This window comes from Cedecea neteri NBRC 105707 = ATCC 33855 (genome assembly GCF_001571265.1).
Taxonomy (GTDB): domain Bacteria; phylum Pseudomonadota; class Gammaproteobacteria; order Enterobacterales; family Enterobacteriaceae; genus Cedecea; species Cedecea neteri.
Genome location: NZ_BCTL01000034.1, coordinates 24,427 through 36,228, shown reverse-complemented (window position 1 = coordinate 36,228; position 11,802 = coordinate 24,427). Strand labels below are relative to the sequence as shown.

The window sequence follows — 11,802 nt, the reverse complement described above, 5'->3', positions numbered from 1 at the left end:
AAGCAACAATGTCTCTGTTAATGATGCTGTTCCGCCTGGTGGGCGGCTGGCTGGTGCTGGCGGCGTTCGCCAGCGTGGTCAGTGGGTTAAGCAACGCCTCGCTGCTGGCGGTGATCAACCATAGCCTGACGTTGCCGCCCGACGGGCTGGCCGATGTGGCTCTGAAGTTTGTTTTGTTGGCCGCGTTAATGCTGAGCACTCGCGTACTGGCCGAAACGCTGTTTATGTGGCTCGGGCAAAAAGTGAAGGCCACACTGCGTAAAGATGTGGTGAACCACGTCAGTGAAACTGCCTGGGCGCAGTTGGAGAAAACCGGCATGGCGAAGGCCGTTTCGATACTTACGCAGGATCTCGACACGCTGGTGGTCTTTTTTGTCAGCCTGCCGGGGCTGCTTATCTATGGGGCGGCGATTGTCGGCTGCCTTTTCTACCTCGGCACGCTGTCGTGGCAGGTTTTGCTGCTGGCGCTGCTGGTGCTTGGCCTGGGCGCAATGGGCTATCGAGCCGCCCACGACAAAGCGCTGGGGCTGCTGCGTAGCTCGCGGCAGCGGGAAGATACGCTGATTGCCCAGTGTAAGAAACTGTTCGACGGCGGGCGTGAGTTTCGCCTGAATCCGCCGCGCAGGCGGCATTTCGTCGACGGCCCGCTGAGCGAGAACATCGAGGCGGTTCGCCTCGAACGCACTCGCGGGTATGTGTTTTATGGTCTGGCGAAAAGCTGGGGCAGCGTGCTGTTCTTCGCGTTTATCGGCGTGGTGCTTTATTGGCTGCGGGAGTCTCTGGCGCTCAGTACGGCGGTGATGACCGGCTACACGATGATTTTTCTGTACATGATTGTGCCGGTCGAAGGCGTGCTCTCGGCCTTACCAACGCTGACCAGCGCCCGTATCGCGCTCCAGCGAATCGCCCAGCTTAAAGCCGATCTGCCGCAGGAGAAGCTGCTGCCGCTGAAAAGGCCGCCCCATTTCGACAGCCTCGAGCTGACGGACATTCGCTACGAGTATCAGGGCGAAGAGGGCGAACGTTTTACCCTCGGGCCGCTTGATCTTCGCTTTACCAAGGGCGAGCTGATCTTTTTGGTGGGCGGCAACGGCAGCGGGAAAACCACGCTGGCAAATTTGCTGGTTGGCCTCTACCCGCCGGACAGCGGTGAAATCAGGCTTAACGGCATGCCGGTTACCGCGGAACAGCGTGAAATCTACCGCCAGCACTTCGCTGCAGTGTTCAATGATTTCTTCCTGTTTGATGATGTGGATAACGTCCACGAGCGCACGGCGGGCCAGGTGGACAAACTGCTGCACCTGCTGAAGCTCGACCACAAAGTGGCCTTCCGCGACGGGCGTTTCTCAACCACCGCGCTTTCTCAGGGGCAGCGTAAACGCCTCGCGCTGCTGCAGGCCTGGCTGGAGAACCGGCCTTTTTATCTGTTTGACGAGTGGGCGGCGGACCAGGATCCCGGCTTTAAAGAGGTGTTCTATAAAGTGCTGCTGCCGATGTTAAAAGCGGAGGGAAAAACGGTGCTCGCCATTACCCACGACGACCGATATTTCCCGCTGGCGGACAGGTTAATTAAGCTGGAGTCCGGGAAAGTGGTAGCAGACAGCGTGGTCAGGCCGCTGTCTGCCTGAAGTGCAGATCTAAACCAAATGGCACGCGACGCGGTGAGCGTTGCCCACTTCACGCAGCGCGGGGACTTCCTGGCGGCAGCGGTCGGTGACCAGCGGGCAGCGAGAGGAGAAGCGGCAGCCGGAAGGTGGGCGCGAAGGATCGGGGATTTCGCCCTGAATGGCTGCCACCGGCTCGCTGCTCGGATCCAGCGTCGGGACCGCGGCCAGCAGCGCCTGAGTATACGGGTGCAGAGGCTGGCTGAATAGCACGTCGCGGCTGGCGGTTTCCACCAACTGGCCGAGATACATCACCGCCACGTCGTCGCACAGGTGTTCCACCACGCCGAGATCGTGCGAGATAAACAGGAACGTTACGCCGCGTTCGTCACGCAGATCGGAAAACAGATTGATGATCTGCGCCTGAATGGAAACGTCGAGCGCCGAGATCGGTTCGTCCGCGATAATAAAATCGGGGTTAAGGATCAGCGCGCGTGCGATGCCAATGCGCTGGCGCTGGCCGCCGGAAAACTCATGCGGGAAGCGGTTGTAATGCTGAGGCGCCAGGCCGCAAATCTTCATCACTTCCAACACTTTGTCCCGCAGCTCGGCGCGGGTACAAAGCTTGTGCTCCAGCATCGCTTCGCCAATGGCGTCTCCTACGCGGATGCGCGGGTTTAGCGAACTATAAGGATCCTGAAAGACGAGCTGAATTTTAGGCCGCAGCGCCTGCGACTCTTTGGCGCTCAGCTCGCTCAGCTCTTTGCCGCGATACTTCACGCTGCCGGCGGTTTTGTCATACAGGCCGAGCAGGGTGCGCCCGACGGTGGTTTTCCCGCTGCCGGACTCGCCTACCAGGCCGAAAATCGTGCCCTGGCGAATGTTAAAGCTGACGCCGTCGACCGCGCGCAGCTCGCCGGTTTGCTGGCCAAACAGCCCGTCACGCAGCGGGAAGTGTTTTTTGAGTCCTTCGACTTCAATAACGTACTGATTGTTCACGATACGGACTCCGCTAACTCACTGTAGAAACAGGCCGCCTGTCGCTGCTGGCCGAGCAGCGCCGGAATGCCCTGGCGGCAGCGATCGGTAGCGCGCTCGCAGCGATCGGTAAAAGCGCAGTAAGGCGGCAGGGCGGCTAAATCGGGCACCTGGCCGGGGATCGAATAGAGCCTGCGGCGGCGCTCGCCGGGGACTGGTCGGGAAGCGATCAGCCCTTTGGTATACGGGTGCAGCGGATGGCGGAGTACTTCAGCCGTTGGCCCCTGCTCGACGATGCGCCCGGCGTACATCACCACGACGTGTTCCGCCATTTGGGCGATAACGCCGAGATCGTGGGTGATCAGCATCAGCGCCATGTGGTGCTGGCGTGCCTGATCCCGCAGCAGGCAGAGGATCTGAGCCTGAACGGTCACGTCCAGCGCCGTGGTGGGCTCATCGGCAATCAGCAGTTTTGGCCGGCAGCTAAGCGCCATGGCGATCATCACCCGCTGCAACATGCCGCCGGAAAGCTGATGCGGATAGCTGGCCATCAGGCTCTCCGCTCGCGCCAGCCCGACGTTGGTCAGCATTTGTGTCGCCAGGTGCCAGGCGGCTTTCGGCGTTTCCCCGCGATGATGGATCAGCGGTTCGCACAGCTGATCGCCGATGGTCAGCACCGGATTCAGGGCGGTCATCGGCTCCTGGAAAATCATCGCCAGCTCGTTGCCGCGTAAATCTGCCATTTGCGCAGGCTTAAGCCCCAGCAGGTTTTTCCCCTGAAAGAGGATCTCGCCGCCGTCAATCCGCGCGGCCTGTGGATGGAGTAAGCCCATTAGCGACATGGCGGTCACGCTTTTGCCGCAGCCGGACTCGCCGACGACGCCAACGGTTTGCCCGGCGCGAACGGTAAACGACACGTCCTGCACGGCGCGCACGCGGCCCTGTTCTCCGGCAAAGGAGAGGGAGAGGTTATTAAACTCAATCAGCGCTTCGTTCATTTCGCGCCTCGCTTCATTTTCGGATCCAGCGCATCGCGCAGGCCGTCGCCCAGCACGTTAATCGCGATCACGGTGATAAAAATGGCTATTCCCGGCGGCATCCACAGCCAAGGGCGGCGCTGGAAGTCGATCAGGCTGTTGGCGCTGTCCATCATATTGCCCCAGGAAGGGGTGGGCGGCACAACGCCGAGGCCGAGGTAGCTCAGCGCCGACTCCATCAGAATAGCGTTTGCCACCGCCATGGTGGCCATGACCACCAAAATTGGAATGGTGTTCGGCAGCAGGTGGCCGAACAGGCGACGGCGGGCGGATAGGCCGAGCACGCGAGTCGCCAGCATAAAGTCGCGTTCGCGCAGGGAGAGGATTTGCCCGCGCACCAGGCGCGCCAGCTTCGGCCACTCCAGCAGGCTGAGCATGATAACCACCATGTAAATACGCGAGTCCGGCGAGAAGTCGAGCTCTGACAGCATCGCGCCCGCGACGATCAGCAGCGGCAGGCTCGGAATAGTCATCACCAGATCTGCCAGGCGCATAATCAGCTTATCGGTCCAGCCGCCCAGGTAGCCGGAAACCGCACCGAGCAGGTAGCCGAGGGTGACCGACAGCAGCATAGTCAACAGGCCGATGATTAACGAGATGCGCCCGGCCAGCAGCAGGCGGGTATAGACGTCGCGTCCGAGGAAGTCGGTGCCCAGCCAGTGTATTTCGCCCGGCGGTTTGTTGATCATCAGGGCGTCGGTGGCGTCGTCTTTCCACGGTGACCAGAGTGGCCCAAACGCGCACCACACCGCCATCACAATCAACAGAATCAGGCAGAACATCGCCAGATGGTTGCGCTTCAGCGCCTGCCAGGCCTGGCGCCAGGGTGAAGGCGTGACCTGGGCCAGCGCCGGGATTTCCGCCTTGCGCAGGCGGCGGTTGGTAGAAAACAGAGAACTGAGCATCACGACCTCACACGAATGCGCGGGTCGGCCCACGCGTAAAGCACATCGGCAATCAGGTTTCCGAGGATTGTCAGCCCCGCCAAAAACAGCGTGAAGCCCATCAGCACCGGGTAATCACGGGCGGCGAGTGAATCAATATGAATGTGGCCCGCGCCCGGCCAGTTAAAGACTTTCTCGGTGATGATTGCGCCTGAAAACAGCCCAGGCAGCTCAAAGCCCAGCAGGGTGATGATCGGCAGCAGTGCGTTGCGCAGGGCGTGCTTCAGGATCACTGTACGTTCCCGCAACCCCTTGGCGCGGGCGGTGCGGATAAAGTCCATTTTCACCACGTCCAGCATGCTGGCGCGGAAGTAGCGCGTCAGGCTGCCCGCCTGCAGCATCACCAGCGCGAGTACGGGCAGCACCAGGTGGGCGGCAACCTGCACTACGTAGGCCCAGCCGGTGGCGTCGCTGCCGGTATTGGTCATGCCGCCGACCGGCAGCCAGTGCAGATCCACCGCGAACCATTTGATCAGCAGCAGGCAGAGGAAAAAGGTCGGGAAAGACATGGCGGCGAACACCAGCACGCTGACCAGGTGGTCAAAAAGCGAGTTGGGCTTCATGGCCGAGACAATGCCCACCGCTAGGCCAATGCCCCAGTAAAACACCAGCGCGATAGAGGCCAGCAGGAAAGAGTTCCAGATGTACTGGTTCAGCAACTGGCTAACGGGAATTTGGTACTGCAAAGAGAAGCCTAAGTTACCGGTCATGAGCTGACCAAGCCAGTGGATATAGCGGGTGAACAGCGGCTGGTCGAGGCCGTAAATGGCCTTTAGCTCGGCGACGCGGGCGGCTGTCAGCGTGATATTGCCGTCGATAAAATCACCGGGGGTTTTCGCGAACAGCATAAAGATAATAAACGAGGCGAGCAGCAGCATCGGCAGGGTTTGCAGCAGGCGGCGCAGAATAAAATTTTTCATTACGTTCTCACTGCCGACGCCCCGGTAAAAGGGCGACGGCGAGGTTTACTGCATTACTTAACGATTTTCACATCCGGCAGGCTGCCGGTCAGGCCGTTGTAGATGTCCGGCTTAAAGCCGGTGACGCGGGCGCTGCTGGCGGACAGAATTTTTCGGTTGCCGAGCAGAATCGCCGGTGGATCCGCAGCCAGCACTTTATACAGCTCGTGGTAGATGGCTTTCCGCTTCTCTTCATCCAGCGTGGCGTTGCCTTCGTTTATCAGCTTATCGACCTGTGCATTGCTGTAGCCGGAGGCCTTCGCTTCATTGCTGTAGAAGTCCCAGACGCCGTCGTGCGGATCGTTCAGGGTGCTGGTGCTAAAGGAGGCCAGATCGTAGTTGCCCGCTTTACGCTGCGCCATCAGGGCATTGAAGTCGACGACCTGCGGCTTCAGCAGCACGCCAATTTGCTGCCAGTTCTCTTTAGCGATAGGGATCAGCGCGTCGTTCAGCACTTTTTTGCTCACCAGCAGCGTCAGCTCCAGACGTTTGCCGTCCTTCACGCGGATGCCGTCCGGGCCTGGTTTCCAGCCCGCTTCATCCAGCAGCTTTTTCGCCTGCGTAGGATCGAATTTATACGGATTTACGCCCTCCGGGTTATAAGCCCAGGAGATCGGCGAGATCGGTTCATTGGCGACCGTGCCGTAGCCCTGGTACACCACGTCGATCAACTTCTGGCGATCCAGACCGTAGATCAGCGCCTGGCGAACTTTTACGTCCTGCAGCGCCGGGCGGCGAACGTTGAATTCAACCTTGCTGTAGTCGCTGGAGCCGTAAAGGTTGATATTGGCGAAGCCCAGCAGTTTCAGCTGCTCGATATCGTCCGGGCGTGAGGTAAAGGAGTCGTAATCCGTCTCGCCGGTCTGGAACAGCTGGAAGTTGGTGGACGGGTTAGTCACGCGGTAGATAAAGCGCGGCGTTGGCGGCGTGCCGCGGTAGAAATGGGTGTTGGCGTGGAAGCGAATTTCCTGACCCGGAATATACTTCTCGTAAACATAAGGGCCGTTGCCCAGCGGTTTGCCGTGAAGGGTGCGCAGGTAGTCCAGATTGCCGCGCTGGTAGCCTTTGCCGTAGTAAGCCTTCGACAGCACCGGGCCGCCAATCTTGCCCAGCGTGGTTGCGCCCGGTTGGGTGGTGGTGACCTGCAGCGTAAGCGGGTCAATAACCTTCAGGCCGCTGACGCTGTCGGCTTTCCCGGCTTTGTAATCTGCGCCGCCTGCAATGTTGGCCAGCGTGATGTCGGTATCGCCGTCATATTTCGGGTCATACAGTACGGTGAGGGTGAACGCGACGTCTTCGGCGGTGAGCGGAGAACCGTCGCTAAAGGTCAGGTCAGGGCGCAGCTTGATGGTGTAGACCTTGCCGTCCGGGCTGACCGTCCAGCTTGCGGCGAGGCCAGGGACCAGGTTGCCGTGGCTGTCCCAGTCAATCAGGCGCGAGAAAATGACGTTGGTGACGTTTTCATCCCAGCCGTTAACGAAGAAGTAAGGGTTAAAGATACCCTGCGGCTCGGAGATCCCGGCCACAACCGTGTCTTTGCGAAGCTTAGCGGTGGCAGGGATCTGGCTCGCGTCGGTGGCGGGCGTGATGCCTTCTTTTAAAATGTCATCGGCTGCTGCTGCGCCGGAGAAAACCACCACGCTGCTAATCAGGGCTGCCTGTAAAGCCAGGCGAAAGCGCGTGGGTTTTGTTTGTAATGCGTCAAGTAACCTGGCCAATAGCATTCCCTCAAGATTTTTTGCTGTAAAATTTACAAATCATGACGAAAGATAAAAGCCGCGATCCTGCCTGTCTAACAATGAAAAGCTATGCCTTATAGCGATTTGTTCCTTTGCGTGGGTGAAGAGAATGACTTGTGCTGAAGCCGTTCTGCGCGCGGGAGTCTGCCTGACACTCCTGGAGGGGGATTTTCGAAGTGTAACCATTCCTTGCCACTCTCGGCTTCAGGTGTTAAAAGGTGCCCCTTTGACAAATCACAAAGGAGCAGGGCGTGAAAAACACGTCAGTCGCATCTGAGCCACAGGGCCAGAATGCGGGGCCGGAGGATGGCCATCAATTACAGCGTGGCTTGCAGAACCGCCATATTCAGCTGATTGCGCTGGGCGGCGCGATTGGCACCGGACTTTTTCTCGGCATTGGCCCGGCGATCCAAATGGCCGGGCCTGCCGTCCTGCTGGGCTACGGCGTAGCGGGGATCATCGCGTTTCTGATCATGCGTCAGCTCGGTGAAATGGTGGTTGAAGAGCCGGTTTCTGGTTCGTTTTCCCATTTTGCTTATAAATATTGGGGGCCGTTTGCTGGCTTCCTGTCCGGCTGGAACTATTGGGTAATGTTCGTGCTGGTCGGCATGGCGGAGCTGACCGCCGGCGGCATTTATATGCAGTACTGGTTCCCCGACGTGCCGACCTGGACGTGGGTGGCCCTGTTCTTCGTGGTGATTAACGCCGCGAACCTGGTGAACGTGCGCCTGTATGGCGAGATGGAATTCTGGTTTGCACTTATTAAGGTGCTGGCGATTGTCGGCATGATTGGCTTCGGTATCTGGCTGCTGGCCTCCGGCCACGGCGGTGAACGTGCGAGCGTCAGCAACCTCTGGCAACATGGCGGCTTCCTCGCCACGGGCTGGCACGGGCTGATTCTGTCGCTGGCGGTCATCATGTTCTCGTTCGGCGGGCTGGAGCTTATCGGCATTACGGCGGCGGAAGCGCGCTCGCCGCAAACCACCATCCCGAAGGCGGTTAACCAGGTGGTTTACCGTATTCTGCTGTTTTATATCGGCTCGCTGGTGGTGCTGCTTTCGCTCTATCCGTGGCTGGAAATTAAGTCCAGCAGCAGCCCGTTCGTGATGATTTTCCACGAACTGAACAGCAACGTCGTCGCCTCGGCGCTCAACTTTGTGATTCTAGTGGCTTCGCTGTCCGTTTATAACAGCGGCGTGTATTCCAACAGCCGCATGTTGTTCGGGTTGTCCGTGCAGCGTAATGCGCCAAAATTCCTGGCGAAAGTCAGCCGTGGCGGCGTGCCGGTGAATTCTCTGCTGCTGTCTGGCGCAATCACTTCGCTGGTTGTCGTTTTAAACTACCTGCTGCCGCATGAGGCCTTTGGCCTGCTGATGGCGCTGGTGGTGGCAACGCTGCTGCTGAACTGGATCATGATCTCGCTGGCGCACATTAAGTTCCGCCGGGCAATGCGCAGCCAGGGGCATGAAACCAGCTTCAAGGCGCTGCTGTACCCGTTCGGCAACTATCTGTGTATTGCCTTTATGATGATGGTGCTGGGGCTGATGTGCACCATCGACGGCATGCGTCTGTCTGCGATGCTGCTGCCGGCCTGGATAGTGTTCCTGTTTATCGCCTTTAAGCTGCTGCGTCGCAAGGCCAGCTAAAGTCCAAAAATAACGCCGACTGTTTTTAATACCGTTGGCGTTATTTATCTTAAATTTAAAAAGACCGTTTAATTTGCCTTTGGGAAATATAATCTTTCTGCCATAACAAAATAAACTACAGCGCTTTTACAATTAACGCCTAAGTTAATGACAAATTAATTTTCATTTTCACCGCTTATCAAATAGTCCTTTCTTATTTACCGCATTCGGCAGAATATATCTGCCGCACACTGCAGCGCATCGCGCCAATAAATAAAAATATCGCATACCTTTTGCCACGTTCGCTGGCACTCTTCTCTTTTACAGCTTGGGATTTATATGAGAGTTAACAACCCTGTTACGCAGCAGGAGCATCTTCTCAGGGACGGAGAGGCTTTGATGTCGACCACCGATATTCACAGCCATATTACTTACGCCAATTCTGCTTTTATTAAAGCCTGTGGTTTTACCGAACAAGAGTTAATGGGCGAGGCGCATAATCTTATTCGCCATCCCGACATGCCGCCCGAGGCGTTTGCCGATATGTGGGCTACTTTACAGCAGGGAGACAGCTGGACGGGGATGGTTAAAAATCGTCGGAAAAATGGTGATTTTTACTGGGTCCGCGCGAACGTGACCCCGGTTTACCACGGCGGCGAACTGACCGGGTATATTTCGGTACGGACGGTGCCGGAGCGAGAGGAAGTGACGGCAAGCGAAGCGCTATATCGCGCCGTCAGAGAGAAACATGCCGGGCATCTGCGCTTCTTTAAAGGGCTGGTTATCCGTCGCGGCTGGAAAAGCGTGCTGTCGCTCTTTCAGCGCCTTTCATTGTCTCAACGGCTCTTCGGGGCGCTGGGCATGTTAGCGCTGGCCGTTGGCGTGATGCCGCTGGCGCATTTGAACATTGGCTGGCAGGCGGCGCTGACCGTTTTGCTGCTTGCCGCGATGGGGAGCTTTCTCCAGCAGCAAATTATCAGGCCGGTAAAAACTATCGTCCGGCAAATGCAAAAAATTGTCTCGGGGCAACAGGCCGGGCTGATTCAGCTTAATCGCGTGGATGAGGTAGGCCTGATGATGCGGCTGGTAAACCAGTCGGGGCTTAATCTGCGCTCGCTGGTGGATGATGTGGGCGGCCAGGTCAGCGGTATCGGCGGGATAAGCCAGCAACTGGCTGAGAGCAGCCGGGCGATGAGCGAACGCACCGATGAAACCTACGCCCAACTGCAGCAGACGGCGGCGGCCATTGAGGAGATCTCCGGCGCGGTCGAACAAACGGCGGACTCCGCCGCGCAAACATCACAAATGGCAGACAGGGCCAGCCAAAGCGCGCTGGAAGGCGAACAGATGATGAAACGCACGCTGGCGATGATGGAGTCGATGGCGGAGACCAGCGAGCATATTGTCGAGATAATTAGCGTTATCGACAAAATTGCTTTCCAGACCAATATCCTCGCGCTTAATGCGGCGGTGGAAGCGGCCAGGGCGGGCGTTTCCGGGCGGGGTTTTGCGGTGGTGGCTGCGGAAGTGCGCAATCTGGCACAGCATTCCGCCTCGGCGGCGAAAGAAATCAAAGCGCTGATCGATCGTAACGCAGTCGGCGTGAGTTCGGGCGTTGCCGAAGTGAAAAGCGCGGAAAAGCACATCAGCGAAATGGCGGCGGAGATCGTGAGCATGGCTGGGTTGATAAGAGAAATTGGCGATGCGACCCGCGAGCAGACCAGCGCGCTGGGGCTTATTAACCATTCGGTGGAGCAAATAAGTACCATGACGCAGAACAATGCTGACATGGTGGTGCAGGCAGGCGCAGTCGTTGAAAATCTTAATCAACGTGCGTGGCGCTTAACCAGCGCGATTAACGTCTACGGCAGTTAATTTTGCTATGCCGGACGTGGACGGCAGCAATGTCCGGCACCTTATCCTCCTGGATTTACGCTATTATGCTGGCCTAAATTAAGCGGAAGTTTGAAAGGGTAGGGCGATGAGCGTTAGTCGGAAAGGGATGCTGTATGTGTTGTTTGCGGCGGTGCTGTGGGGAAGTTCCGGGGTGTGTGCGCAATACATTATGGAGCAAAGCCATATTTCCTCGGCGTCGCTGACCATGCTGCGGCTGCTGTTTTCCGGCCTGATCCTGCTGATGCTGTCGTTTATGCACGGGGACAAAATCTTCGCCGTGTTTAAGCAACGAAACGACCTGATTTCCCTGCTGATTTTTACCCTATGCGGCGCGCTAACGGTGCAGCTGACCTTCCTGCTGACCATCGAGCAGTCCAACGCCGCAACCGCAACGGTTCTCCAATTCCTCTCGCCAACTATTATCGTGGCCTGGTTTGCCTTTGTGCGTAAAAAGCGTTCCGGAAAACTGGTCTATGCCGCGATTGGCACCTCGCTAATCGGGACGTTTGTGCTGGTAACTCACGGTAATCCGGCGTCGATTACGATTTCCGGCAGCGCGTTATTCTGGGGCATTGCTTCTGCGTTTGCCGCTGCGTTCTACACGACCTACCCCTCGAAGCTGATTGCGCGTTACGGCACCTTACCCATCGTGGGCTGGAGTATGCTGCTTGGCGGCACGGCTCTGCTGCCGTTTTACGCCAGCCAGATCGGCAGTTTCACCGCAACCGGCGGCACGCTGCTGGCCTTCTTCTATTTGGTAATAGTCGGCACGGCGATCACCTTCAGCCTCTACCTGACCGGGGCACAAATGATTGGCGGGCCAAAGGCCAGTATTCTCAGCTGCGCGGAGCCGTTGAGCAGCGCGCTGCTGTCGGTATTGCTGCTGGGTATTAGCTTTACGCTGCCGGACTGGCTGGGGTCGTTGCTGATTATTTCTTCGGTGGTGCTTATCTCTCTGGATTCCCGGGGAAAGCTGCATTCACACTAAGTCTCTACATTTTGCAAGGTTTAATTACCGGC

General features: G+C 57.8%; 9 protein-coding genes. 4 read left to right on the top strand and 5 right to left on the bottom strand.

The window, feature by feature from the left end; genetic code table 11:
• Positions 1–8 precede the first annotated feature (8 nt).
• Complete coding sequence (locus tag CNE01S_RS14840) at positions 9–1,628, top strand: cyclic peptide export ABC transporter (RefSeq protein ID WP_061277102.1); 1,620 nt, start codon at positions 9–11, stop codon at positions 1,626–1,628.
• A gap of 9 nt (positions 1,629–1,637) precedes the next feature.
• Here the strand turns inward: CNE01S_RS14840 and CNE01S_RS14835 are convergent, their stop codons facing one another.
• From CNE01S_RS14835 to CNE01S_RS14815, 5 genes are read right to left on the bottom strand one after another with little or no spacing between them, the layout of a single operon-like run.
• Entirely contained in the window at positions 1,638–2,603 is a 966-nt protein-coding gene (locus CNE01S_RS14835) for an ABC transporter ATP-binding protein (protein WP_061277101.1), read from the bottom strand.
• Positions 2,600–3,580, bottom strand: a complete 981-nt coding sequence (locus tag CNE01S_RS14830) for an ABC transporter ATP-binding protein (RefSeq protein ID WP_061277100.1) — start codon at positions 3,578–3,580, stop codon at positions 2,600–2,602. Before CNE01S_RS14830 ends, CNE01S_RS14835 begins: the two co-directional genes overlap by 4 nt.
• Positions 3,577–4,524 carry an oligopeptide ABC transporter permease gene (gene opp4C / locus CNE01S_RS14825; RefSeq protein WP_061277099.1) on the bottom strand — a complete coding sequence of 316 codons (948 nt, stop codon included), beginning with the start codon at positions 4,522–4,524 and terminating at the stop codon, positions 3,577–3,579. Before opp4C ends, CNE01S_RS14830 begins: the two co-directional genes overlap by 4 nt.
• A complete protein-coding gene (locus CNE01S_RS14820) occupies positions 4,524–5,483 on the bottom strand; it encodes an ABC transporter permease (protein WP_061277098.1) in 960 nt (319 codons plus the stop codon). The genes opp4C and CNE01S_RS14820 overlap by 1 nt, the downstream gene beginning before the upstream one ends.
• A gap of 53 nt (positions 5,484–5,536) precedes the next feature.
• Positions 5,537–7,246, bottom strand: a complete 1,710-nt coding sequence (locus CNE01S_RS14815) for an ABC transporter substrate-binding protein (RefSeq protein WP_425430193.1) — start codon at positions 7,244–7,246, stop codon at positions 5,537–5,539.
• Between the two features lie 266 nt (positions 7,247–7,512).
• Between CNE01S_RS14815 and pheP the strand changes: the two genes are divergently transcribed.
• From pheP to CNE01S_RS14800, 3 genes are all read left to right on the top strand, one after another.
• On the top strand, positions 7,513–8,907 hold the full coding sequence (gene pheP, locus CNE01S_RS14810; protein WP_061277096.1) for a phenylalanine transporter: 1,395 nt from the start codon (positions 7,513–7,515) through the stop codon (positions 8,905–8,907).
• 318 nt (positions 8,908–9,225) lie between these two features.
• A complete protein-coding gene (locus tag CNE01S_RS14805) occupies positions 9,226–10,761 on the top strand; it encodes a methyl-accepting chemotaxis protein (protein ID WP_061277095.1) in 1,536 nt (511 codons plus the stop codon).
• A 106-nt stretch (positions 10,762–10,867) separates the two neighbouring features.
• A complete protein-coding gene (locus CNE01S_RS14800) occupies positions 10,868–11,770 on the top strand; it encodes an EamA family transporter (RefSeq protein ID WP_061277094.1) in 903 nt (300 codons plus the stop codon).
• Positions 11,771–11,802 lie beyond the last annotated feature (32 nt).